The organism is Wolbachia endosymbiont of Tettigetta isshikii (genome assembly GCF_041154185.1).
GTDB lineage: Bacteria > Pseudomonadota > Alphaproteobacteria > Rickettsiales > Anaplasmataceae > Wolbachia.
The window spans coordinates 1-24231 of the sequence record NZ_JBFTEN010000004.1 but is presented as its reverse complement, the minus strand read 5'-3'; the positions used below and the strand labels follow the sequence as shown (position 1 = coordinate 24231).

Annotated in this window: 20 protein-coding genes, 1 tRNA gene and 5 pseudogenes; 14 read left to right on the top strand and 12 right to left on the bottom strand. The window is 35.7% G+C overall.

Features of this window, described 5'->3' with window-relative positions; all coding sequences use genetic code 11:
• Window positions 1-15: 15 nt before the first annotated feature.
• Both AB6N09_RS05740 and AB6N09_RS01500 read right to left on the bottom strand, forming a co-directional pair.
• Window positions 16-120: pseudogene (locus tag AB6N09_RS05740) on the bottom strand (WPE palindromic element domain-containing protein); the annotation flags it as partial.
• Between the two features lie 58 nt (window positions 121-178).
• Window positions 179-3433, bottom strand: a complete 3255-nt coding sequence (locus AB6N09_RS01500; RefSeq protein ID WP_411131194.1) for a hypothetical protein — start codon at window positions 3431-3433, stop codon at window positions 179-181.
• A 167-nt stretch (window positions 3434-3600) separates the two neighbouring features.
• Here AB6N09_RS01500 and priA point away from each other — a divergent pair, with 167 nt between their 5' ends.
• The 4 genes from priA (at window position 3601) to AB6N09_RS01480 (ending at window position 6456) form a co-directional block, all read left to right on the top strand.
• Complete coding sequence (priA, locus tag AB6N09_RS01495; RefSeq protein WP_411131193.1) at window positions 3601-5559, top strand: replication restart helicase PriA; 1959 nt, start codon at window positions 3601-3603, stop codon at window positions 5557-5559.
• A gap of 147 nt (window positions 5560-5706) precedes the next feature.
• The gene (locus AB6N09_RS01490) at window positions 5707-5931 is read left to right on the top strand and encodes a hypothetical protein (protein ID WP_411131192.1); all 225 of its coding nucleotides are present in this window, start codon (window positions 5707-5709) and stop codon (window positions 5929-5931) included.
• Window positions 5932-6065: 134 nt separating this feature from the next.
• Complete coding sequence (locus tag AB6N09_RS01485; protein ID WP_411131191.1) at window positions 6066-6248, top strand: hypothetical protein; 183 nt, start codon at window positions 6066-6068, stop codon at window positions 6246-6248.
• The gene (locus AB6N09_RS01480) at window positions 6232-6456 is read left to right on the top strand and encodes a hypothetical protein (RefSeq protein ID WP_411131190.1); all 225 of its coding nucleotides are present in this window, start codon (window positions 6232-6234) and stop codon (window positions 6454-6456) included. Before AB6N09_RS01485 ends, AB6N09_RS01480 begins: the two co-directional genes overlap by 17 nt.
• Before the next feature lie 174 nt (window positions 6457-6630).
• Here the strand turns inward: AB6N09_RS01480 and hisS are convergent, their stop codons facing one another.
• Window positions 6631-7893: a histidine--tRNA ligase gene (gene hisS, locus AB6N09_RS01475; RefSeq protein WP_411131189.1), complete on the bottom strand. Its 1263-nt coding sequence runs from the start codon at window positions 7891-7893 to the stop codon at window positions 6631-6633.
• Window positions 7890-8462, bottom strand: a complete 573-nt coding sequence (locus AB6N09_RS01470; protein ID WP_411131188.1) for a NifU family protein — start codon at window positions 8460-8462, stop codon at window positions 7890-7892. The genes hisS and AB6N09_RS01470 overlap by 4 nt, the downstream gene beginning before the upstream one ends.
• Before the next feature lie 169 nt (window positions 8463-8631).
• Here AB6N09_RS01470 and AB6N09_RS01465 point away from each other — a divergent pair, with 169 nt between their 5' ends.
• Window positions 8632-8883, top strand: coding sequence for a DnaJ domain-containing protein (locus AB6N09_RS01465; protein ID WP_411131187.1), 252 nt, complete (start codon window positions 8632-8634; stop codon window positions 8881-8883).
• Between the two features lie 504 nt (window positions 8884-9387).
• Here the strand turns inward: AB6N09_RS01465 and AB6N09_RS01460 are convergent.
• On the bottom strand, window positions 9388-9666 hold the full coding sequence (locus AB6N09_RS01460) for an SWIM zinc finger family protein (protein ID WP_411131186.1): 279 nt from the start codon (window positions 9664-9666) through the stop codon (window positions 9388-9390).
• A 179-nt stretch (window positions 9667-9845) separates the two neighbouring features.
• Window positions 9846-10067: pseudogene (locus AB6N09_RS01455) on the bottom strand (transposase); the annotation flags it as partial.
• Between AB6N09_RS01455 and AB6N09_RS05735 the strand changes: the two are divergent.
• Window positions 10055-10186: pseudogene (locus AB6N09_RS05735) on the top strand (IS5 family transposase); the annotation flags it as partial. The pseudogenes AB6N09_RS01455 and AB6N09_RS05735 overlap by 13 nt on opposite strands.
• A 90-nt stretch (window positions 10187-10276) precedes the next feature.
• Here AB6N09_RS05735 and AB6N09_RS01450 read toward each other — a convergent pair.
• Window positions 10277-11294: pseudogene (locus tag AB6N09_RS01450) on the bottom strand (IS481 family transposase).
• 982 nt (window positions 11295-12276) lie between these two features.
• Here AB6N09_RS01450 and AB6N09_RS01445 point away from each other — a divergent pair.
• Window positions 12277-12978: a triosephosphate isomerase gene (locus AB6N09_RS01445; protein ID WP_411131185.1), complete on the top strand. Its 702-nt coding sequence runs from the start codon at window positions 12277-12279 to the stop codon at window positions 12976-12978.
• Window positions 12979-13139: 161 nt separating this feature from the next.
• On the opposite strand, the pseudogene AB6N09_RS05730 reads toward AB6N09_RS01445, so the two are convergent.
• Window positions 13140-13381 (bottom strand): annotated as a pseudogene (locus tag AB6N09_RS05730) (IS5 family transposase); the annotation flags it as partial.
• Window positions 13382-13480: 99 nt separating this feature from the next.
• Between AB6N09_RS05730 and AB6N09_RS01440 the strand changes: the two are divergent.
• Together AB6N09_RS01440 and AB6N09_RS01435 are read left to right on the top strand one after the other, a co-directional pair.
• Window positions 13481-13669 (top strand): hypothetical protein, encoded by a 189-nt coding sequence (locus AB6N09_RS01440; RefSeq protein ID WP_411131184.1) that lies wholly within the window; start codon window positions 13481-13483, stop codon window positions 13667-13669.
• Between the two features lie 219 nt (window positions 13670-13888).
• Window positions 13889-14248 (top strand): SgcJ/EcaC family oxidoreductase, encoded by a 360-nt coding sequence (locus tag AB6N09_RS01435; protein WP_411131216.1) that lies wholly within the window; start codon window positions 13889-13891, stop codon window positions 14246-14248.
• A 642-nt stretch (window positions 14249-14890) separates the two neighbouring features.
• Here the strand turns inward: AB6N09_RS01435 and AB6N09_RS01430 are convergent.
• Window positions 14891-15412: a hypothetical protein gene (locus AB6N09_RS01430; RefSeq protein WP_411131183.1), complete on the bottom strand. Its 522-nt coding sequence runs from the start codon at window positions 15410-15412 to the stop codon at window positions 14891-14893.
• Between the two features lie 415 nt (window positions 15413-15827).
• On the bottom strand, window positions 15828-16907 hold the full coding sequence (gene prfA, locus AB6N09_RS01425; protein WP_411131182.1) for a peptide chain release factor 1: 1080 nt from the start codon (window positions 16905-16907) through the stop codon (window positions 15828-15830).
• A gap of 130 nt (window positions 16908-17037) precedes the next feature.
• Here prfA and yihA point away from each other — a divergent pair, with 130 nt between their 5' ends.
• The 3 genes from yihA (at window position 17038) to AB6N09_RS01410 (ending at window position 20081) form a co-directional block, all read left to right on the top strand.
• Complete coding sequence (gene yihA, locus AB6N09_RS01420; protein WP_411131181.1) at window positions 17038-17619, top strand: ribosome biogenesis GTP-binding protein YihA/YsxC; 582 nt, start codon at window positions 17038-17040, stop codon at window positions 17617-17619.
• Window positions 17594-18535: an acetylglutamate kinase gene (argB, locus tag AB6N09_RS01415; RefSeq protein WP_411131180.1), complete on the top strand. Its 942-nt coding sequence runs from the start codon at window positions 17594-17596 to the stop codon at window positions 18533-18535. The genes yihA and argB overlap by 26 nt, the downstream gene beginning before the upstream one ends.
• Before the next feature lie 298 nt (window positions 18536-18833).
• On the top strand, window positions 18834-20081 hold the full coding sequence (locus tag AB6N09_RS01410) for an IscS subfamily cysteine desulfurase (RefSeq protein WP_411131215.1): 1248 nt from the start codon (window positions 18834-18836) through the stop codon (window positions 20079-20081).
• A 142-nt stretch (window positions 20082-20223) separates the two neighbouring features.
• Here the strand turns inward: AB6N09_RS01410 and AB6N09_RS01405 are convergent, their stop codons facing one another.
• Both AB6N09_RS01405 and AB6N09_RS01400 read right to left on the bottom strand, forming a co-directional pair.
• On the bottom strand, window positions 20224-20382 hold the full coding sequence (locus AB6N09_RS01405) for a hypothetical protein (protein WP_411131179.1): 159 nt from the start codon (window positions 20380-20382) through the stop codon (window positions 20224-20226).
• A 33-nt stretch (window positions 20383-20415) separates the two neighbouring features.
• Window positions 20416-20488: transfer RNA gene (locus AB6N09_RS01400), tRNA-Val, on the bottom strand.
• A 132-nt stretch (window positions 20489-20620) separates the two neighbouring features.
• Here AB6N09_RS01400 and gyrA point away from each other — a divergent pair.
• Window positions 20621-23332, top strand: coding sequence for a DNA gyrase subunit A (gyrA, locus tag AB6N09_RS01395; protein WP_411131178.1), 2712 nt, complete (start codon window positions 20621-20623; stop codon window positions 23330-23332).
• Between the two features lie 84 nt (window positions 23333-23416).
• The gene (gene petA, locus AB6N09_RS01390) at window positions 23417-24016 is read left to right on the top strand and encodes a ubiquinol-cytochrome c reductase iron-sulfur subunit (RefSeq protein WP_411131177.1); all 600 of its coding nucleotides are present in this window, start codon (window positions 23417-23419) and stop codon (window positions 24014-24016) included.
• Window positions 24017-24231 lie beyond the last annotated feature (215 nt).

Sequence of the window (24231 nt, the reverse complement as noted above, 5' to 3'; positions counted from 1 at the left end):
TGTACGAAACTTAAAGGGTGTCATTCCAGTGTTTGACACTGGAATCCAGTTTCTATTGCACAGCCACCTGATGCGCTCATTTAAAGTTAAGTTTTCTGGATGCCAGTGTCTGCTGCTTGGATGATAGTAGAAAATCTAATTCCTTATAATTCTCGTCCACCAAGTTGAATCTAGCCCTTTATATTACTAACTCATCACTTTTATAGAACATCTCATTAAAATCATCTAAAGTTCCAAAATCATGATCTTTGATAAATAGATGATTATCAGCAACATATGCTTTATCAAGAGTAAATGGTTCGTAATGATGGTTGTGAGCCGGACTAACAATTTCGTTATATAAAATCATGACTTGCTCATAGTTATATTCTTTGCTCACATGGTATTTGTTACGTACGATATCATAAAAATTCTTCACATCGTCATATGTCACTTGCAATTCCACATTATACTTTTCTGTTTCAATAGGTTCACCTATCTTTACCTTTAAAGGGTGCTTTGGGTCGTCTTCTTCTTTATCATCTTTCATGCTGTCTATAACACTTGTTATGATAACTTCTTCCTGTTTATCCTCATCTTCTTCTATCGATCTTTTACTCCTTTTTCTTTCCTCATTAGTAGGGTGTTCAGTTTTATCCTCTTGCGTACTTGATACTTCGAGTTCACGCTTCAGGTACTCTTCACCACTCAATTGAACCTTGACCCACTGTTTAAACTCTTGATCATAATCTTTCAACTTAGCCAAAAAATCCTCAACTAATTTATTACTTTGAGGTTTATTTGTACCATGTGTAGAGAGGCTCTTTAGCAAATTATCGATCATATCTGGGTGTTTATCTTCAAGAAATTTTATCACTTGTTCAGCATCTGAATGATAATGCTCCCCTTTATTATTTATAATATTATTGTGCAGTATCTCATCTTGTTTGAGATCTTTATTTCTTATTGCAATTAAGGCCTCTTTATCTCCGTGATCATTGACATGCTGACCGTCTTCCAAACTTGCCATATAGTTAGCAATTCCTTCATGCATAGCTTTAGATAAAACACTACCCGTGCCATAATAGGAATTAATGACGGTTAAAGCGTGTCCCAGTTCATGTTTTAAAGTTTTACATGAGTCATTGAACTCATTCTGCAAGTAAAAATAAACATGAACATCTGAACCGCAGCCCTGAAGCGTCAAACCAGAATTACCTTGATAACCAATACTCAATTCTTTTAGATAATTTTCGTAGTCACTCTTTGTATTAAATACGAAGATGTTGACTTTATTTGGTATATTGTGCCAAGGTTGAGAATTATTAATGCCAAATGCTGAGTCAAAATCTTTTATAGTACTCTCGATGGTATTTTTTATACTACTCAGTTTTCTCTGAGTTAATTCCTCATTATCATATTTTATATTTATTTGAAGCTTGTGTTCGCCGAAAGTCATAGCTTCACTATCTGGTATAAGATCTTCTACAATTTTATTGCCACTTTTTACATCCATCCACTGCTTAAATTCTCTTTCAATTTCTGAGTTATCTAAAAGACGCTTGAATTCTGATATTGCTTGTGCTCTACCAAAAGGTGTTGTAGTAAGCAATTGCTTGATAAATTGAGGATGTTTTTCTTGCAAGAATGTTACCAAGCAATCTGACATTCTATGGTCGTTAGACATACTTGCTATTTTATACGGTGTATCATACCAAGATTCATGCATTTTATTGTATGCTTCTTTTGTGTACTGCATATCGCGAGTGCTTTCCTTTTTAGCTGCATCATAGCTCCACATGAAAAGCTTCATATCAGCGCGTAAAACTTCAGGTACTTCATTGAGATTGCCAGTGGCGTACTCAAGAAATGCATCGCTCATCTTTTCCATTAAAATTTTAGATTTCGCACAAAGTAAGCTATTTACATCTCCAATAATAAAAGTTTTTGCTATAGTACCGTCACTTTCATCTGCTCTCACTGTTCCACCACCCCATAATTCGTTATGGTCTTTGCCACCAGAAAGTTCCTTTATATAAGCTCTATAATCATCATAATTTCTGAATACATAAAGCTGCAATTTTACTTGATCACTATGATTGCTTTTTTGTGAATAGAAATTTTCAGACCAAGCCTCATAAGCATCTTTTACAGTTTGCTTTATATAATCAGGTGTGTAACTAGTTAGCTCACCATATTTTACTTCTATCGTAAGCTTATCGTTTATTATTACACTCTCTTTATTTGGAAATAGCTCTTTTATTAACTCCTGCGGTACAGAATTTTCTTGAAACTCCACAGTCGTTGATTTTTGGTTCTCATTTTTTGCTTGAATGTTTACTGAGTTATCACTACCTTTCATATCACTATCGTCCTCCTCAATTGCTCTTTTCTTTCTAGGGTTGGCTTCACTTTCTACTATAACTTTTTCGTTCATTTGCTCATTATCAATTATAGCTTCAGTATCTGATCGACTCATCCAGCCATCATTTCTCTCTAGACTATGAGATAATTCTTCAGATAACTTACTATCACCATAATACTGATTCTTAGTGCTTAAGTTGCTTGCATAAGAATTGAAGTCAAACATTGGATAAAATCCACTATCAAGATCAGAGTAGGAACTTTCGTTCAGCACAAAAAATAAATCGCTGTAATCGAGCAGCATATCATAACCAGAACTAACACAATGTAGGTACTCACTGACTTCATAATCTGCTATATAGTATTTACTCGAATCGAGAGGTATTTTATCTCCTTTCTCCCCATCAGGTTGTAAAGTTACTGCTGAACGTCCATCACCTATATCATGACCTTTTATCACTTTAAATATTTTGATCTCATCTTTTTCTATAAGTTCTTTTAACTCTTCGTTCTTTTGATTTAATTCTTCTTCCGCCTGTCTTTTCTCCCTTACTAGTTTCACCTCTTTTTCAGCAATTTCATTTTGTATCTTTAAAAGTATGTCTTGCGTAGCCAAGCCGTTTGTGTTGCTTAGAAAGTTATCTAACACATTTGATGCAATTGGTGACAATTCACCATGATCATCAAATACTTTTTCTTTTGCCTTATCATAGTGACTTGGGTTATAAATTACAGCTAGAGGATAAAAGCCATAGTCTGCGATTGCTCCTTCACCCAATGATAGCTCCATTGAAAATCCATAGTGATTGAGTGGAAGGTTAGAAGTTAAAGATCTGCCATCATCATTTTTAACATATAGCTCATCTCTACCATAATACCCACCGTATTTATTGTAATAGATATAAAAATTCTCATGGTTGAGAGCTAAGTAGCTATCCAGGTTATCAAATTTAACTGTACTGCCAAGCTTCTCGCGCAAAAGATTTTTGCTTTCATTTGTAAGCTTTATACGTGCAGAAAAGTGGGATTGAGCTGCTATAGGCTCACCTCTTTCTATTTCAAAGTTCAAAGTAATCTTATCGTCAACCATCAATGGCCTCCACAAATTATGTAAATCTATTAATTTATCAATTATATGGTGTGTACTATGAATAATATGTTAAATATTAAGATCTTTTTTCTGTGTATAGTTTTTCTAATTCATCTATATTGTTAAAGATTACAGACTCATAAAAACAGTGCTAAACTGAGACTGCTATGACAAAGACAGTTGACGTATTACTACCACTTCGAATTGATCAGCCATTTTCATATGCAGTTGAAGAAAATACTGAAATTTCAATTGGGGATTACGTAGTAGTGCAATTTGGTAAAAAACGCTTGATTGGAATAGCTTGGAAATGCAGTGACAAGAGTGATCGAGAATTAAAATTTATCGGGCAAAAGATCAATCTACCAAGTGTTAGACCAAAATTGATCGCATTTGCAGAGTGGGTTGCGCAATACAATTTAATACCTATTGGTATGCTTGCAAAAGCAATAATGGGAGGGGTGTTAAAAGTAAACCAAATAGACAAACTGGTTTGTGTTGAAAAAGATCAGGAGATAAGTGAAATAGATTGTCAGTTAAGCCATGAGCAGCAGATAGCTAGTGACAGAATAGCAAGCAATTTGAACGAATACTCAGTGACTTTGCTTGACGGTGAAACAGGATCTGGGAAAACGGAAGTTTATTTATCTGTGATTGCGAAGTTAGTTGACACTGTAAACGACGCTCAAGTTTTAATTCTCCTGCCCGAAATTATTTTAACTTCACAATTAGTAAATCGTATTCGCAGTCAGATATCAAGAAACCTAGCTCAGTGGTACTCGGGGCTCACTCCAAAAACTCGCAGAAATAACTGGCTTGATATAGCAAATGGAAATGTACAAATAATTATTGGGGCACGATCAGCACTTTTTTTACCTTATAAAAACTTAAAATTGATTATCGTTGATGAAGAGCACGATTCATCTTTTAAACAAGAACAGGGGATTATATACAATGCTCGAGATATGGCGATAATCTTAGCCAAAATTGAAAACATTTCAATAATTCTGTCGTCAGCTACTCCACTGCTTGAAACGATTCACCACGTCAAAAATGAGAATTACAATCACGTGAAGTTAGCTAAGCGATTTGGCGGTGCAGAATTACCACTTATTAAAGTAGTGGACATGAGAAACAACAAACAATGGATTTCCGATGAGCTTTTCAAGTGGATAAAACAAACCATAGAGAAAAAACAGCAGGTTATGCTTTTTCTAAACCGCAGAGGGTATGCACAACTGGCAGTTTGTAAAAAGTGTGGATACAAAATTTCCTGTCTAAATTGTGCTATTTGGCTCACATACCACAAGAAAAAGAACGCCCTTTTGTGTCATCATTGTTTTTATCAATTAAAACTCCCAGAAAAATGCTCTAATTGCCAAAGTGAGCAGTCATTGTCCCTTTATGGTGTAGGAATTGAAAGGTTGCTTGAAGAAATGGTCAAACTAATACCAAATGCAAAAACTTCGATCATAAGTAGCGATCAGAAGTCGGTTAGTAACGTTATTGACTTAGTGCTGAAAGAAGAAGTGAATATTATAATCGGCACACAAATAATTGCTAAAGGACACAATTTTCCTAAATTGACCTTGGTTGGTGTGATAAATGCGGATTTGAGTCTCGAAAATTCTGATCTGAGAGCAGCAGAAAAGACATATCAGTTATTGCACCAAGTTGCGGGGAGATCTGGAAGGTTCAACGAAAAAGGAACAGTAATAATACAAACCAATAATCCTGAAAGCTTGATAATAAAAGCATTGCAGCATCAAAAGAGGGACGCATTTTATGAAATTGAACTTAAGTCAAGATGCGGGGCCAAAATGCCACCGTTCAGCAGGCTAATAGCACTTATAATTTGTGGTAAGAATCAGATTGCAACACAAAAAGCAGCAAATGAAATAGCAAGATTCTTGCATAACCAATGTTTGAAAGAATTCGAAATTCTTGGTCCATCGCCAGCAGCAATAAATTTCTTAAATAATAAATATCGGTATAGGATATTACTAAAGATACACTATAGACATAGTCTATCCATGCAGAGAAAGCTGAAATGCTGGATTAAAAGTTGTAACTTGAGTTCGAGCATTGCTGTAACAATAGATGTTGATCCTGTGAGTTTTTTTTAACAGGTTTGTTGCAGAACGTTAATTTAAAATTGGACAACATCCATAGAAACTATCATCAATTATATTGATTTTTTAATCAAAAGCTTGACTTTCAGCAGAATTTATTGTATTATTAATAAATAATATGATCAAAATAAGGAGGATCGTATGACTAATGGTTTAAATTCAATGATCCAAGAAATAAAGAATGGTAAAAAGATTGATCAAGGCACGTTTGTGCTTGTTTTAAAGCAGCCACAAACTACGAAAGAAACAAAGATACACGAAATTCTGCTTCATTTTGTGCAAAATCCTGATAAACAACCACTAGAAGATGTGATAGGGTATTTGAAAGCAGCAATACGGGGGATGACGGTCCAAAAAACAGCCTAATAAAGAATCAAGATGAAGAACTTCGTGCTCACATGAACTTTAAGGGTGAAGGAGGCAATACATTATTGCACCAGGCTGTTAGAGATAATAACACTCAGGCAATAGAGGTCCTTTTTAATTAGGATATCAATTCTTTGATAAAGAACCAAAAAGGTGAAATTCCATTAGATTTAGCTCAAGGAAAAACAAGAGAAACGCTTGTTAAAGGTATGAAAAAACAAGCTAACTCGAAGAAATGGAGCGCTGTATGTAATAGTTCATTTGGTGTTATAACTGGCGTTTTTCTTAGTGTTGGATTGTGTGTTGCAGTGCTTTAGCAGGTCCTTCAATGGCTATCATGTTGGGCGCATAGCAGTATCTACTCTCGTTGCTGGAATAGTGGTTGGACTGGCTATATATTTCTTAAGTCAAGATCGTGAACAAGCTAAAGCGATAGAAAAGGCTATTAATTCTAAACCGCCTTCTGTCAATAATGTAGTGTCTGTAACTGCGGATGGAAAAGAGCAATTGCAGTCCAGCAAATGATAGAATGAGATAGACAAGATGCCATAAAAAGGTAATCATAGAGCAAAAGTAAGTTTACAACAAAGCCATCCAGTGTCAAGCACTGGAATGGCACCACTTTTGCTTCAATATTCACCACGCTCCTGAATACATACAAGCGCCTGTGACTGCGGATCGAGAAAAGCGAAAAAATGCCTAACAAAACCTGCTCTTGCGGTTCTTGCCATACACTTGATGAATGCTTTTTATTATATTATTGCGGGCAATCGTTTTTTCTTCACCTAGATCCATATCTTTGACATTTAATGTTTTGCTGCTCAGTTCTTCATCACCAAAAATAAGCGCAACTTTAGCATCCGCCTGATTTGCTTTTTTCATTCGGGTTTTGAGAGTTCCGCTATACTCATAGATTACATATAAACCATTTCTGCGCAGTTCATTTGCAAGTGTCAGAGCATGCTTTTCAGCCTCTTTGCCAATAGGAATTAGATAAATAGCTCTTTCCTCTTTCACGAAATAGTTGGTCAGTTCCATTATGCGCTCAATACCTCCTGCAAATCCTATTGCCGGAGTATGCTTCCCACCTACTGAAGATACTAGATTATCATATCTTCCACCTGCAAAAACTGCTCCTTGGCTACCTAAATCTTCTGTGACGAATTCAAACACTGTGTGGCAGTAATAATCCAAACCTCGGACCAATTTATCATTTACAGTATAAGGTATATCAAGAATTGTTAATCCATTTAGTATTTGCTCAAAGAAACTCAAGGACTCTTTCGTATAATAGTCACTGATTTTAGGTGCACCAGAGATTATTTCTTTATCTGTCTTGTCCTTAGAATCTAATATTCTGAGTGGGTTCTTAATCAATCGATTTTGGCTATCTTCTGATAAGCCGTTTTGAAACTTTTTAAAATATGATATCAAGACTTCTCTATACTTACTTATTGTTTTACCATCGCCCAAAGAATTAATTTCCAGCCTTACATTTTTATCGATACCAAATTCAGTTAATAGATGCTGAGCAAGTGTAATCAATTCAATATCGGCTTTTGGATCTTCTATGCCAAAAGCTTCAAAATTTATCTGATGAAATTGTCTTTGTCTTCCCTTTTGCGGTCTTTCATAGCGAAATGCAGGCCCTGTCGAAAATAATTTTATTGGTGTTTGCAGTTTTTTTTTAATCAAAAGCCTGACAACTGCTGCGGTGAACTCAGGACGTAAAGTTATCCTCTTGCCTCCTTTATCATTAAAGGTATACATCTCTTTATTGATGATATCTGAGCTATCACCTAAAGTTTTTGTAAAGACTTCTGTATATTCAAATATTGGAGTCTCAGCAGGCAAAAAGCCATATAAACTTGAAATTTCACTCGCTGTTTGTTGAACATATTTAAACCTATACCATTCATCAAACAGAAGATCTTTTGTTCCTCTAACTGTTTGATTAATCATAGTATAGTTTCTATACACGAAACTTCTGGTATGTGATAGCACAGCATATTTTGCACTCCTTGCTTGAGAGTAATTGCAGCACTTGGACATCCAGAACAAGCTCCTTGCAGCTCAACGTAAACTATTCCGTCTTTATAGCCACGAAATTTGATATCACCACCATCTTGAGCAACCGCAGGTTTAATATACCTTTCCATCAACTCTTTTATCCTGTTTACAATTTCTATATCATTTTCATCAAAAAATTCTTCTTCTAGTATATTATTATCATTCACCCCTTCCTTATCAAGTGCTTTTCCACCAGAAGTAAAGTGATCCATAATCGTAGTTAAAATTTCCACTTTTAATATGTCCCAATTAATACCATCTAGCTTTGTAACTGAAATAAAATCATGACCAAAAAATACTCTCATCACATGTTCTGTTTGAAAGAGGTTTGCTGCTAGTTTAGAATTTTTTATTTCATCCGCATTTGAAAAATCAGCAGTTTCTTCTTCGTTTAAAATTGCAAACCCAGGAAGAAATTTTAGCGTGTTTGGGTTTGGTGTTTCTTCAATTTGAATGAACATGTTGTTTACCACGACGACTATAATTGTTACTATTTAATCACAAAATGATAAAAAAATATACATGTCATTCATCTTTTTTCTTTTTTTGATATTTATAGTAATTACTTTTGTCTTGCCTAGCGTTGTTGTATTTTTTCTCTTCTTAATAAAAAGAAATAACATAGGTTTCATGATGAATTCTATATTGAGTAGATTTTTGAATGAATTTAATGGCAGTAGAAGTTATACTAAAAATGAAACTGGTGATAATATGTCCACAGATGAGGCACTAAAAATATTGGGGCTAAATCCTGAAGCAAGCAAAAACGAAATCAATAAAGCATATCAAAATTTAATGAAGTTAGTTCACCCAGATAAAGGAGGCTCAGAATATTTTGCACAAAAGTTAAATGCAGCACGTGATAGGCTGCTGAGGAGATAATAAATTCCTTGCATGACCTAAGCAGAAAAAAAAGACAAAAGAAGCCCTGGTCGGTATTTATTTTCAGTATTGGCGTTTTTATGCCTTAAACGCTCCAATTTAGCTGCTTTTAAACGCAATTAGTCTAAGCTATAATATTTAAGAAATTTACCAGGCAGAAGAAAAGGATAATAAAACCCCTAGGTAGCTAGTTATTCCACTCTCTATTTTAAAATCCGGTGTTGGGTGATGTCTTAAACGACTTATAAGCGCGTTTCAGCTTTTATAGGTAAAAACCCGAAGTTTTAAAGACATGCAGCGCATATAGTGCGAAAAATTAAACAATAGTACGCCAAACACAAGTTTTCTTGTCATTTTAACCCGCACAGATTGGGAAGTTAAACAAATAGCTTCAGTATCATTATAAGGGTGACGGCGAAAGTTGTCAAGTAAATTTTGCATTTAATCCGTTTCTATAGTTACTTGGATGACAGGACTGGTCTTGTTGATTACTTAAACAAACAATTATTGAAATAAACTCCTGATTTGTTTTTTAAGCCTTTTAAGGCAAACTTGTTTATCCGTATCTTCAGAGCGCACAGATGACCTGTATTTTTTTCTATTGAGGTAGATCAGAGCAAAACCTGTTGCAGCCATATGCTTACACGGACCATAATACACAAATGCAGGATAGGAACACTCTCCACCAAGGAGTGGACCATCGTACCATAGTGTTACCTGATATACAGTTGATCCAACCACTTTTGATTTACTTTTAGATTCATTAACAGATATAATCTGCACTTTTCCTTTATTGAAATAATCACTTCCTCTGAAGAGGTAAGGTTCTTTATCAGGTATTCGATATTTCTATGATACAGTCTCATTTTCACCACCTTTGTGAAGCATTCAAATTTCTAACATACCTTTTCTTCCATAAAAAATTATTAACTTGCTACAACTTTTATAACGCTAACTATGGATTAGCCGATAAAGAAAGAGCTGCAAATAGAGGGCTTTTTGGGTTGCATGGAATATGAAATGAGTGTAGAAAAAGTGTGAACTAGGAAGTTAACAGGGGACCTATGGCGAGTATGTTCAATTTCTAATCTGTTTTTCAGGTAACCAAAAACCGTTTCGATGATAGATCTTTTTCTCAGAAGAATCTTCTCATTTAGCGAGATTAATGCGTTTTTCATACCTTTTGCAAATGTTTGGATTTAGCTTGAGGCTGAGATAAATCGTGAAAAAACTGCTAATCAAGTGCTATTTGCTCAATAAATTTACTGACATTGGCATGGCTAAGTTTGAAATGGTTACATGAATCTGTCATAAACCACCACCGCATAAGTTGCCATGCAACAAAGCCAGTTTCTTTCTGGTTTAACAGACTTTGTCTGTTAGTTGCTTGTATCTACCCAATGCAGAACAGATGCATATTCTTTTTTAAAGCAATATCCTTAGTATCTAAAAAGGTCTGCATAGGTGTTCTTCCATAGCAATACTTTCCTGAGTAAGGCCTTCTCTCATTATAGGAACGTAGCCACTGGTCAACATCTGCTTGCAAATCTTCTAAAGAGTTGTAAGTCTTCTTTCTAAAAAGAATGTGGTAACATTCATCCTGCATGATTTTATGGAACCTCTCACATATACCATTTGTTCGTGGAGAACTGGTTTTAGTGCTAGAGTGGTCAATGTTTTCAATTCCTAAATATAGCTGATAAGCATGGGTTTCAGGTTTGCTACAATATTCGATATCTCTATCAGTTAGAATCCGTAATAATGGAATTTTATGTTCTTCAAAAAACGGAATAACTCTGTCGTTAAGAAAGTCTGCAGCCGTAATAGCTGTTTTTTCCACATACAATTTGACAAATGCAACCCGCGAATAAGCATCAACGAAGGTTTGCTGATAGATTTTTCCTATACCTTCGATATAGCCTACATAATATGTATCCTGGCCACATAAATATCCTGAGTGCTGTGCCTCAATTTCATCTTGTGCTTCTTTTTGTTCTTTAGCTTTTTCTAAAGCAATACGTTGCCCTTCTGTTGAAATTATGCCACCTTGAGCTACTTTTACTTCAAGTGCTTTTAATCTCTTCTTGAAAGTTTCAAGATTATGCCTTTTCCATACTGACCTTATCCCACCAGAAGATATTGAAATTCCTCTTTCTTTTAGTTTATTGGCCGCACTTTTTTGTCCGCATGCCGGAAGCTCTATCGCTATTTCTATAACTGCTTTTTCTATATGTTCTGGTACCCTATTTGTAAATGGTAACCTTTTTATCTATTTCATGTAATACTTTTTCTTTCCCATTTTCATATAATTCCCCAAACCAGTTAAATGCATCTCTAGAATATCCCTTTACTTTGCACGCTTTAGATACATGTTTTAGTTGCTTTGCAAGTTCTATTAAACCTAACTTGATTTTATTATTTTTTTTTGTTCATAGATTAATAACTCCCCACTAATGTGATATATTTTTGATTCTACATCTTTTCTTTGTTAATTCAAGAGTATAAATTACTATGGTTCTTTAACCGTCTTCTACTATTGTTATCAAAACGTAAAGAAAAGAGCTCAGAAACTTGCTATACAATACTGATTGGGCTTTAGATCTAACTTGCTACTTCAGATATAATCAGAACCCTATAACTTTGATGTGCTCCCTTTTACTTCTCCCGCCATATTTTAATCCCATTTATATCTTTATTGTCAATCCTGTTCCACTTTAAACCAGGTGAAGTAAGATTAGCTTAACTCTTTTATATCTTCAATTTCTATCTACTTTAACAGAGGCTACTAGCTCTATATATTAATTGCAACATGTACCGCCACTAAAGCATCACCTTATCCTCCTAGTCTATATGAATACTTTAGCTAGCATTTCAGAAGCTGTCACCTACTTTTTTATATGATATTAACAAGTCACGCAAGAATTTATAGAAAAAGCTCCATGAATCATACTACTTCCTACTTTTTGATATAGCTTTGCTTTGCCTTTCGAGCTGTAAAACTTCCCCAATTATTTACTCTATGATATCGGTATTTTGTTTTTCTTGCAGTTCATCAGTTTTAGGTGACGGGAACTCTGTTACATGACTGTTTAAAAAGTGAAGACAGAAGCTGAAGGACTCAAGCTGGGCAAGTAAAATTCAAGAAAGCTATAATTAAAGAGAAAATTTGGTAGAAATGAGTAATGGTAAAAATTTTTTTATTGACTCAATTCCATTTCATTCCATAAACTTAATTTGTTTTTTTTATTAGTTCTCAACTAGGTACACACCTTTATGTAAATAAGGGTTAATAAAACGCATCTATGGCTAACTTTGTTAAATTGACAAGCAAGCGTGAGAGGAGTTCGTTTTGGTACTGTTTTAGGCACTCTTACCTAATATAATAAAAAGCTGATGTCCTTTTTAATAGTAGCAAATTGGAAGATGAAAGGAACACGATCTTCATTTGTTGACTTTATAAGCAAGCTTAACAGCAAGAATAATGAAATTGTCTCTAGACTAGTGATTTGTCCACCTTTTACATTGTTTCCAGACAACATAGAACTAAGCAATAATATTAGTATAGGAGCACAGAACTGTCATCATAAAAAGTCTGGTTCTTACACAGGTGAAATCAGCGCAGAAATGTTGAAAGAATTAGGATGCACTCACGTAATACTTGGGCATTCTGAAAGAACCAACGAAACAGATAGTGAAATAAAGCTTAAATCAGAAACAGCAATAGAATCGGGTTTACACCCAATAATTTGTGTGGGTGAAAATACAGAAGATTACAAGGGTAGAAAAACAAAGGAAGCAATAGAATATCAATGCAAAAACCGCTTGCCAACACATGGTGAATATACTGTAGCATATGAACCTATATGGGCAATAGGTACAGGACATGTGCCAAGCAATAATGCAATTGCTGAGGTAATAGAAGTGATAAAATCCTGCACTGGTAAAAGGCACGTTATATATGGTGGTTCAGTCAGTTCAGAAAATATAGAAAATTTGTTGAATATATCAAATATATCAGGAGTTTTAATTGGTAGTGCAAGCTTAGATTTCGACCACTTTTATAAAATTGTGCAACAGGTTGAAAAAGCCTATTAATTCTGAGATCGGTAATTAAGCGACCTCACATTGTGCACGTTTAGCGGAGTGGTAGAATGAGATAGACAAGGTGCCCTAAAAGTAACCTTCACAGTTTCTTAATACCAATTCTCATTGGCTTTGTTGCACGGCAACTTATGTGGTGATGATTTATGACAAATTCATGTAGCCATTTCAAACTTAGCCATGCCAATGTCGGTAAATTTATTGAGCAAGTGGCACTTGATTAGCAGTTCTTTTTCGCGATTTATCTCAGCCTCAAGCTAAATCCAAATATTCGCTTCAGCCCTTGAGAAAACCCCTTCTATATAAGCCCTCTTCCCATAATTTACTCTCTTTTTCACTCTTTCATACCATCTTCACCGTATGATTTTATTAACCTAGCATTCCTGTCAGACATATATGACCAGGAGTGTTGTTATAAATGCTGTGCTTTCTATGGTAATTTCAATATCTGCCATGTGGCACATTCTTTCTTCGGTAGTTAAATAGCTACTTTATAATGAATTTTGTAAGTAACCCCGCTAGGTTTTTTAGTTGCCACGCAACAAAGCCGGTAACAGGTCTATTTGATAGAAAGCAAATGGATTCTTGGGCAGTGCGTGAAGAATTAAGAAGAGTCTCAGGTACAGGAAAGAGAAAAGATTATTATTCCTTGAAATTTGCCCTAGAGAATAGACAGTATGTCTAATGTTTTCTATTGTCTTAGGCAGTAACTTAGCTTTTGTAGTTAATTAATTTTTGTGTTATAGAATAGCGTTTTTAATTTTTGTAAGGTAGTATGTGGAACAGGGCGTGTAAAAAAGGAGTTATCTTAATATTAAGTTTTTTACTTGCTATCTTGGTCTTAGTGGCTGTAGTCCAAGTTTTTACCAGGGGCTGAAGTTGTGTCAAAGCTAGTGATCAGGATATCGAAGCGTTGTTTAATCGTTGGAATGATTCGTTAAAAACTGGCGATGCTTATCAGGTTAACGCAAACTACACTGATGATGCAGTATTGCTGCCAACTTTATCCTCTAGCCCTGGAACAACTAGTGCTCAGCACGTTGATTACTTTAAAGGGTTTTTAGCTGAATATCCAACTGCAGAAGTTGAGTCACGCGCTATAAACATTGGATGTAATAAAGCTGTTGATACAGGCTTATATACCTTTAGACTGAAAGACGGCAAGGAGTTACGCGCTCGTTACACATTTACTTACAGACGGGATAAGAATAAATGGCTAATATCATCACATCACTCTTCATTGCCACATGAGAACCACTCATAATTTTGGCATGGCTATCTATAGAACTTTCGTCATCGGGAAAGCAAATAAAATAGCATGATAAATTGGTTCAAACCTGTAACTATAAGCAGAAAGCGCTAGATTTCTTGCATAACCACATCAAACAAGTTCTTGGCAGCGTATTGGATTCAACAGAAACAAAAAACTACTTGACAACCTTCGTTGTTACCCTTATCACAGTAGTGAAGCTATTCATTTAACTTCGCAATCTGCAGATTAAAATGATAAAGGAAACTTTATATTTGGCGTCTCATATTTAAATTTTTGCACTATGTGCACTCCATGTCTTCATAAAACTTCTAGGTTTTTGCCTATACAAGCTGGAACGCGCTTATAAGTCGTTTAAGACATCACCCAACACCGGATTTTAAAATAGAGAGTGGAATAACTAGCTACCTAGGGGTTTTATTGTCCTTTTCTTCTGCCTGGTAAATTTCTTAAATATTTATAACTAAAGTAACATCGACAATCGTCATTCCGCTGCGTGTTAGCGGGATCTATAGCTGAAATACCGCAAATGAATCGCGGCATGACGTGGGAAAACCTTAGCTATAGGTCTTCCAATTTCTAGTTATTGTTATAATATGCGTTGACGTTTTGCTGCTGGCTCTATAACTACTTCTTCTAGTTCATTAAACTTTTTAATATTGAGAGTTGAAGGCTATTTGATAGCTGTTCTTCAGTCACCCAATAGATTAATTCATCAAATGACCGATTATCTGACTCTGAAAGCATATCCTGATATTCTTCTGATGTTAAACCCCAATTAACTGTAAGAGGTTCTATTTCGTGTTGATCGGTTGTTTCTTCTAATGTTGCAGAGTTTGGAAGGAAGCTTGCAGAATTATTTAACGTTAAAAATCCATTCTGAGTAGGCTTTTTTCTTTGCCTTAACAACCTACTATCTGTATTAGAATTCTTTGCATTAGAGTTTTCTGTTTTAGGCTTCCTTTTATCATTTGAATAAAAACGCTCTAAAATGTGCTTAGCACTAACTGTCGATTTTATCTCTAAGATATATCTTGTAATCTTCTTTTTGCTGAAGATTAAGTTGACTAAACAGAGTGTTGAATAAAGTATTGGATCGATAAAAAACAGCATCCAATGTGTTAAACGCAAAGCCTTGATCTTTTTTGAGTAGATCATAAAACATGCTAACAGCTTGATCTTTTGCCATTGCATTCAGTACGCTGGACATAACAATAGCATCACCCGTCAGTTTTACTATGTGAAGGCAGCACTGTTTATGGTGATAAGTAAGGATATAAATATCTTCTTAAATTTGCTTGTTTGCCCATTATAAGCTAGACTATTTAAACTTTCCACCACTTCATTGTGTATGTCACTAGTACTATTGCGCATTTCTTTACCGCCACTATTAGTTAATATATTAGTACTGTATTGATATTTACAGAGAAATCAATAAAAATATTAAAAATTTATCTAAGTTATAAAAATAGATTAGTTTTAATATTAAGTATTTAAGATTTCTGTGAAAAAAAAGTTTAAAAAGAAACTACAATGAAATAAGCCCGTTGTGATTAAAAAAACAATTGCAGACTTAACTCTCTCCTGCTAGCCTTTCTGCTTCGTTGCGTGAAATTAATGCCTCAATAAATTTGTCTAGTTCGCCCTCTTTTATAATTTGCTCTAACCGATGTGAAGTCAGGTTAATTCTGTGGTCTGTTATTCTTGACTGTGGAAAGTTATAAGTTCTTATACGTTCAGAACGATCTCCAGTGCCTATTTGGCTCTTTCTCATAGTTGACCTTTCTTTTTCTTTTTTTTGTCTTTCAATTTCATATAATCTTGCTCTCAATACTTTGAGCGCTTTAGCTTTATTTTTGTGCTGCGATTTTTCATCTTGCTGTATTACAACTATTCCTGTTGGCAGGTGAGTAACTCTTACCGCACTGTCAGTTGTGTTCACTGACTGTCCTCCAGGACCGCTAGACCTGTAAACATCTATCCGTAGGTCTTTCTCTTCTATTTTAAAATCAACCTCCTCAACTTCAGGTAATATGGCAACAGTAGCTGCCGAAGTGTGCAACCTTCCCGAGGATTCAGTTTCTGGTACCCTCTGCACTCTATGTACTCCAGATTCAAATTTCAACCTTGCAAAAACTTCTGTGCCATTAATAAGTGCAGAAGCTTCTTTGTAGCCACCTATACCTGTACTGGAAATGCTTATTGGCTCAAATTTCCAATTTCTCCTTTCTGCATATTTTTGGTACATGCGGAATAAGATTGCTGCAAATAATGCCGCTTCTTCTCCTCCTGTACCTGCTCTAATTTCTAATATTGCGTTTCTTGAATCATCTTCATCTTTAGGCAATAGCGCTAATTTTAGCTTGACTTTTACTTTTGGTAATGATATCTTTTGCTTCTCAAGGAGCTCTTCTTTTGCTAACTCTTTTATATCATGTTCGCTATTTTCATCTCTTATTATTTCCTCTAAGTCTGAGGTTTCTTCTTTCAGCGTGTTGTATTCATCGATTATTTTGATAATCGGCCTGAGCTCAGAGTATTCTTTTGAAAGGTTGATAAATTCTTTTTGACTTAAATTGGTAGGACTTTCTAATCTCCTTTCTATATCATTAAATTTTTTCTTCAAATCTTGCAAATTGTTTTCTATATCCATATAGCTCAGATCTAATATTTTAACTATTTAAGTAAACAATATATACTTGAAATGAAAAATTTTTTACATCAAGTAATAACGTTATAGTATACATACTACCTTAGATATTTCTATATATAATGCAAGAAGGATGACATCAAACAGCAATTTTATATTTGGAGCTTCAGATATAAAATCATTACCAGATGAATCGGTTCCAGAGATTGCGTTTGCCGGTAGATCGAATGTAGGAAAATCCAGTTTAATTAACTTACTGATAAACAGCAAAAAAGCTGCCAGAGTTTCTTCTAAACCTGGGTGCACTAGACAAATAAATTTTTACTCTATGTACAATGACAAGTTCAGGCTTGTTGATCTGCCAGGGTATGGCTATTCTTATGCGAGCAAGGAAGAAACAATGCAATATTTAGATCTGATTGAGTATTATTTAGCTCAAAGAAGAAGCCTAAAAAGAGTATTTGTGTTGGTAGATAGCAAAGTAGGGCTAAAAGAAATAGACAAGGACTTTATTTATTGGTTAACATATAATAATGTTAACTTTGATGTTGTGCTAACAAAAATAGACAAAGTAGGTCAAAAAAATCTCGATGCCATTCTAGAAAGTACTCAAAAATGGGTTAATAATGAGAATGTGTCAATTCATCAAATAAGCACCCGTGCTAAGTGTAAAATAGTCAAGGTAAGGGATGAGTTTTTCAAGTTTACAAGATAAAGAAATGAAGAGCAGTGAATTTTCAAATGGTGGAGTACCATTTAAACAAAAAACAGAAATGTTGCTTGAAGTGCTGTCTAATATACCCAACTTTGTCGGCGAAACTTTTGTCATCAAATGCAGCAGTATTACAATTTCAGACAGAACGCTGCTTAATGCTTTTGCACATAATGTTGTCTTGTTGAAACAGCTTGGTATAAATCCAGTTATAGTTCATGATGGAGAATATGAAATTAATTCTGTACTGAAAGCCTTAGGTATGGATAGTAAGTTTGTAAATGATATCAGACTTACAGACAAAGATACCGTGAAAATCATTGAAATGGCGCTATGTGGTTCAGTTAATAAAAAAATTGTTCAGCATATAAATGCTGCTGGTGGTTCAGCCATTGGGTTATGTGGAAAAGATGGTAGCCTAATAAAAGCTGAAAAGGTAAGCACTACGCTTAGGAAGAATCGATCAAGCAATATCGAAAAAATATTAGATATGGGGTTTATTGGAGTACCAACTGAGATCAATCCTGATATATTATTTTTTTTTGAGGAGTCAGATTTTATCCCAGTTATTGCACCTATTGGTTATCGAGGAAATAAAGAAACATATCACGTTGATGCCGATAGTGCTGCAAGCGCGGTAGCAATTGCAGTTTCTGCATCCAAAATGGTGACCTTTAGTGATGCATATGAAGAAATAGATAAAATTGTTGGTAGAAAGATATCTGTTAAAAGTTTAAATGCATCAATTAATTGCGGTAAAATTAAAGAGGAAAGGCTTATTAAAAAACTTATAGCGTGTGTTAAAATGGTGGAAGAATGTGCTGGAACTGCTCATATAGTTAATAGCAGGATACCTAATATCCTGATTGATCTATTTACTGAAGATAATTTGAGTATATCAATTGTGAATGATTTGTAGCTACACTACTTATAACTGTAAGAATGTTTAAAGTTTGGAACTATTTACATAGATGATGTCATTCCAGCTAGTGACGCACATCTGTACAAACATTGTAGTTTGTGGGTAATTTGCGTAGCAGACCACTTGGATACATTATAGGATGAACCAGCGCCATAGCCAGTGCTCCTTTCTCGTTATCCTTATGGACGACGTTTGCATACAGGATTTTGTACTTGAGCAAGATTATATCTTGAAAAGATTAAGCTTTAGTGCTATGAAGTACTGTAGCTTCTATGCTCAAATTTTCATACTGACTATGAATGTAGAAAATGAGAAAGCACACAGTGCTAAGATAAAATTGCCGATATTTCTTGATTATCAGTCTACTACTAAAGTAGATCCTCGTGTTTTAGAGGTGATGATACCTTATTTTGGTAAGTTTAGTAATGCACACTCTCGTAGCCATTCATTTGGTTGGGCTGCTGAGGAAGCAGTGGAAAAAGCAAGGAAACACATTGCCGGTATGGTCAACGCAAATAGCAAAGAAATTATCTTCACCTCAGGTGCAACCGAGTCAAATAACATGGGGATAAAGGGTGTTGCTCATTTTTATAGGAATAAAGGAGACCATATAATAACTGTCTGCACAGAGCATAAGTGCGTTTTGGATTCTTGTCGGCATCTGGAGAATGAAGGCTTTAAAGTTACATATCTGCCTGTTAAGCAAAATGGAATTATAGATTTGTTGAAACTCGAAGAAGCAATCACTGATAGAACAATTCTGGTTTCAGTGATGATGGCAAATAATGAAATCGGAGTAGTGCAACCTGTCAAGGAAATTGGTGCAATATGTAGGAAGCATAATATATTTTTCCACACAGATGCTGCTCAAAGCTTTGGAAAAGTACCGATCGATGTTAATGAAATGAACATTGATCTCATGAGCCTTTCTAGCCACAAAATTTATGGACCAATGGGAATAGGTGCATTATATGTCCGGACAAAGAATCCTCGTGTCAGGCTGACACCACTGATTAGTGGTGGTGGACAGGAGAGAGGTATGCGCTCTGGAACAGTTCCAACTCCTCTTGCAGTTGGTTTTGGTGAAGCAGCACGTATTGCTAAAGAAGAAATGGAAACGGAAGCAATCAAGTTGGAAGATCTAAGAGATATTTTGTACAGCAAGATAAAAGAAGCATTTCCTGATGTTATTTTAAATGGTGATTATGAAAATAGAATTCCTGGCAACCTAAACTTAAGTTTTCCCTACATTGAGGGCGAATCCCTCATCATGGCAATCAAGGATTTAGCAGTAAGTTCCGGTTCTGCGTGCACATCTGCATCTCTTGAGCCATCCTATGTCATAAGATCACTAAACAATGGCCATGATCTTGAGCACTCATCAATTAGATTTAGCCTTGGCCGATTTACAACTAAAGATGAAATTTTATACGCAGCAGATCTTGTTGCTAGAAATGTTGGTCGACTAAGAGAAATGAGCCCACTTTGGGAAATGGTGCAAGAAGGAATAGATTTAAACACCGTGAAATGGGACTCTCATTAGATCTCCTGCATAACCTGCTTTCTGATTTTGCATCAACAACTTGCTTGTACTTCTCCCAAGTATTCTGCGGCACTCACCTGCGTTTCTCCTTAAAATCTTTTACCATAAATTGGTAATAAAAGAGATCTACCTTTTCGTTAACCTACCTATCTTCTATAACCAGCATAGAAGATATAAGTAAATAATGGTTATCAATATGACTTATGAAATGCACAGTAGGTAAAAGTGTACAGTCCCATAATTCCTCCTTATGATGGTATTTTTTCTCATACTCTATTATATCATCACACTCTGGGACCATACAGAATTTTGTGATATATTAGAATCAATATAGTGGGCAATGACAGACTTGAACTGCCGACCTCCTCGGTGTAAACGAGATGCTCTACCAGCTGAGCTAATTGCCCCTTTAAATGTAATTCTATAGCTCAATATTATTGTTGTAAACAAAAAGTAGAACCACATGCTGTCTAATTTCTCATTGACCATTTGCTTAACTAAATGTTAATATTACAATTACTTCGGTTAAAGTATAGAAAATGCAAGACAACATAGTACCAGTTTCAATAGTGAAAGAGCTGGAAGATTCTTACCTCTCTTATGCAATGAGCGTGATCATAAGCCGGGCTATACCTGACGTGCGCGATGGGTTTAAACCTGTACACAGGCGCATATTATATGCAATGGCAAGGGCAGGATACGATGCTGGTAAGCCATATAAAAAGGCAGCTCGTATAGTTGGGGACGTAATGGGGAAATATCACCCACACGGTGATATGGCTATTTATGATTCCTTGGTCAGAATGGCTCAAAATTTCTCTCTTCTTTTACCACTTATTGATGGGCAAGGTAACTTTGGTTCAATAGATGGAGATCCGCCAGCTTCGATGCGATATACAGAAGCAAGGCTCCACAAAGTGTCGCATTTTTTATTGAATGATATCGATGAAGATACAGTTGACTTTAGGCCAAACTACGATGGAAATGAGACAGAGCCTGTTGTACTACCTGCAGAGTTTCCGAATCTGTTGGTAAATGGTGCAAGTGGTGTTGCAGTTGGCATGGCAACCAACATTCCTTCTCATAATCTTGGAGAAGTAATTGATGCTTGTATATTATACATAGATAACCCTGAAGTAACTTTAGATGAACTGCTTGAAGTGGTGCCGGGGCCGGATTTTCCAACTGGTGGAACGATTCTTGGTAGGTCTGGAATAAGATCAGCGTTTGCCACAGGCCGAGGCTCAGTTGTTGTACAAGGTAAAACTCATATAGAAGATCTGCCGCAAGATAGGCAAGCAATAGTTATTGATGAAATACCTTACCAGGTGAATAAAGTAAAATTAATTGAGAAAATAGGTGAGCTCGTAAAAGAGAAGAAATTTGATGGCATAACTGAAATCCGGGATGAGTCCGATAAGTCCGGTATTAGGGTAGTGATTGATCTTAGGAAAAATACTGCAGCAGATTTCGTACTGAATCAAATACTGGGCCTTACTCCATTAAGAAGTAGCTTTAGTGTTAACACTTTGGTTCTGAGTAACAACAGACCTGCTATGATGTCATTGAAAGAAATCATAGCTGCTTTTGTTGACTTTAGAAAAGAAGTACTAATCAGGAGAACGGAATTTCGTCTAAGAAAAACGAGGGAAAAAGCTAATATATACATAGGGCTCTACATTGCAGTTTTGAGCATAGACGAAGTGATAAAAATCATCCGTGGTGCAAAAGATCCTGAAGAAGCAAGCAAAGAGCTTTTAAATAAAGAGTGGAAGACTTCAGCGGAAATAAACACGATTATTAGCTTGATTTCAGACAGTGAGAGCTTTTTAAAAGATGGAGTATATAGATTAACTGAGCTGCAGACGAAGGCTATTCTTGACATGAAATTGCAACGCTTAACAAGTCTTGAAAAAGGCAAATTAGAAGCTGAGCTAAATTCAATGATCAACCTGATAAAAGAATATATCGCTTTTCTTGGCTTAGAAGAGAAATTGATGAAAGAAATAAAGAATAATTTACAAGAAATAAAGAACAGATTTGCTGTACCGCGAAAAACTTCAATAGAAGAATTAGATGTAGACATTGAAGCTGAGGATCTCATTCTGCAAGAGGATATGGTGGTGACTGTAACTATGAATGGTTACATTAAGCGCGTGAAGCTTTCTCACTATAGAACTCAGCGTCGTGGTGGAAAAGGAAAGCTGGGACAGGGATTAAAGGAAGAAGATGTAACCACGAAATTGTTTGTTGGAAGTACCCATACTAGCCTTTTATTCTTTTCCAATATTGGCAGAGTTTATAGGTTAAAGGTTTATAAATTACCTCTTGCAGAGCCAACAGCGCGTGGAAGAGCGCTTGTTAATGTATTTCCTCTCACTGAAGGTGAAACTATAACTAACATCATGCCACTCCCAGGTGAGAATGATGAAAATCAGAATATAGTCTTTGCTACTGCTCATGAAAACATAAGGCGTAACTCTTTAGCAGACTTTCACTATATTCCAAGTAATGGAAAGATAGCAATCAAGCTCGATGAAGGAGACAAATTAGTGTCGGTTAAAGTATGCAATGAAATTGATCACGTTTTACTTTCAACGACGCTTGGGAAAAGCATCAGATTTGTTGTAAGTGATGTTCGCCAGTTCAAAAGCCGCAATTCAGATGGCGTAAGAGGCATCAAACTTGTAAAGAGCGACAGCGTGATATCCATGACCATACTAAACGGTATAGATGTCACAACAGAAACAAAAGAACTTTACCTAAAAGTTCCACTTGCAAAAAGACTAGAATCTGCTAATAATAAAGCCATTGATTCTAAGTTAGAAAAGACTTTGAACGATTTGGGAATAGACAGTGAATTATTCTTAAAACTTGCGGTGAATGAGGAGTTTATACTAACCATTACCGAAAATGGATTCGGTAAAAGAACTTCTGCGTATGAGTACAGAGTAACCAATAGGGGTGGTGTTGGTATTACCAATATTCTTACTACCAGCAGAAACGGCAGTGTCGTTGCTAGTTTTCCAGTTGAACAGGGTGACAATATAATGCTCATTACAGATAAAGGAAAGTTAATTCGCATTTCAGTGGATGATATTAGAATCACAGGACGTAGCACTCAGGGAGTCACCCTATTTAAAACAGAAAGTAAAGAAAGGGTGGTGTCAGCGGCAAAAATTGAAGATCCTAGTTCTACTGAAGATAGCACTTCTGAAGAAGTCGGGAACTCTGCCTCCTCTGAGCTGTAGCAGCGATAGCTAAAAGTGCAAGTTTTTATTGATTAATCTATAGTATTTAAGCTAAAATATATACTTGTAGCTGAATAGAGATCGATGGGCAAAAAATTAAATAAAAATAAAAAATTGTTGGCAGACAAAAAGGCTAAAGAAGCATCTCCTGTTAAAGACCTTACTAAAAATAAGAGTAGAAGAGATTTTATAACATTAACTACATTTGCTATGGCAGGTATAGGAGCTGCAAGTGGACTTTGGCCACTAGTTAAGTCTATGAACCCTTCCGCTGAAGTTTTAGCGATGTCTACGGTCGAGGTTAATCTATCTGATATTCAGGAAGGGCGAGGGAAAAAAGTAAAATGGCAAGGTAAACCAGTGTTTATTCGCAGACGTACGAAGCAAGAGATTGAAGCGGCAAGAGCAGTTGATGTAAAAATTTTGCGAGATCCCCAGCCGGATGAGCAAAGAGTATGCAAAGGAAAAGATGAGTGGTTAATTATGGTTGGAATATGCACCCATCTTGGGTGTGTGCCGGTTGATTATGCTACAAAAGACGGCAATGGCTGGTTCTGCCCTTGCCATGGCTCATATTATGATACATCAGGTCGAGTAATTGGAGGACCTGCACCAAAAAATATGGCTATACCTGATTATTTTTTCCCAAGTGAAAATGTTGTGATAATTGGCAAAAAGGCTTAACCTAGTAGCTCTCTTGCGTTATGGCAGAGAATTTTTAGGAGAAATGCAGATGAGCACACTTGAAGTATTGTAATTTGGTTATATAGTAAACGATGTTATCCAAGTAGCCATTTTCCTGGTCGAGTAGACCGGTGGAACTTCCCCACTAGCCCCTCACAGAACTGTGCATGAACCTCTCGATTCACACAGCTCTTGTCATTTTTAGCCTTTACATC

What these genes read in the sequence shown, in the direction of transcription:
- AB6N09_RS01500 (WP_411131194.1), bottom strand. Translation starts at nt 3,433, where the DNA reads ATGGTTGACGATAAGATTACTTTGAACTTTGAAATAGAAAGAGGTGAG.
- priA (WP_411131193.1), top strand. Translation starts at nt 3,601, where the DNA reads ATGACAAAGACAGTTGACGTATTACTACCACTTCGAATTGATCAGCCA.
- AB6N09_RS01490 (WP_411131192.1), top strand. Translation starts at nt 5,707, where the DNA reads ATGACTAATGGTTTAAATTCAATGATCCAAGAAATAAAGAATGGTAAA.
- hisS (WP_411131189.1), bottom strand. Translation starts at nt 7,893, where the DNA reads ATGATTAATCAAACAGTTAGAGGAACAAAAGATCTTCTGTTTGATGAA.
- AB6N09_RS01470 (WP_411131188.1), bottom strand. Translation starts at nt 8,462, where the DNA reads ATGTTCATTCAAATTGAAGAAACACCAAACCCAAACACGCTAAAATTT.
- AB6N09_RS01465 (WP_411131187.1), top strand. Translation starts at nt 8,632, where the DNA reads ATGATGAATTCTATATTGAGTAGATTTTTGAATGAATTTAATGGCAGT.
- AB6N09_RS01445 (WP_411131185.1), top strand. Translation starts at nt 12,277, where the DNA reads ATGTCCTTTTTAATAGTAGCAAATTGGAAGATGAAAGGAACACGATCT.
- AB6N09_RS01440 (WP_411131184.1), top strand. Translation starts at nt 13,481, where the DNA reads ATGAATTTTGTAAGTAACCCCGCTAGGTTTTTTAGTTGCCACGCAACA.
- AB6N09_RS01430 (WP_411131183.1), bottom strand. Translation starts at nt 15,412, where the DNA reads ATGATCTACTCAAAAAAGATCAAGGCTTTGCGTTTAACACATTGGATG.
- prfA (WP_411131182.1), bottom strand. Translation starts at nt 16,907, where the DNA reads ATGGATATAGAAAACAATTTGCAAGATTTGAAGAAAAAATTTAATGAT.
- yihA (WP_411131181.1), top strand. Translation starts at nt 17,038, where the DNA reads ATGACATCAAACAGCAATTTTATATTTGGAGCTTCAGATATAAAATCA.
- argB (WP_411131180.1), top strand. Translation starts at nt 17,594, where the DNA reads ATGAGTTTTTCAAGTTTACAAGATAAAGAAATGAAGAGCAGTGAATTT.
- AB6N09_RS01410 (WP_411131215.1), top strand. Translation starts at nt 18,834, where the DNA reads ATGAATGTAGAAAATGAGAAAGCACACAGTGCTAAGATAAAATTGCCG.
- AB6N09_RS01405 (WP_411131179.1), bottom strand. Translation starts at nt 20,382, where the DNA reads ATGGTCCCAGAGTGTGATGATATAATAGAGTATGAGAAAAAATACCAT.
- gyrA (WP_411131178.1), top strand. Translation starts at nt 20,621, where the DNA reads ATGCAAGACAACATAGTACCAGTTTCAATAGTGAAAGAGCTGGAAGAT.
- petA (WP_411131177.1), top strand. Translation starts at nt 23,417, where the DNA reads ATGGGCAAAAAATTAAATAAAAATAAAAAATTGTTGGCAGACAAAAAG.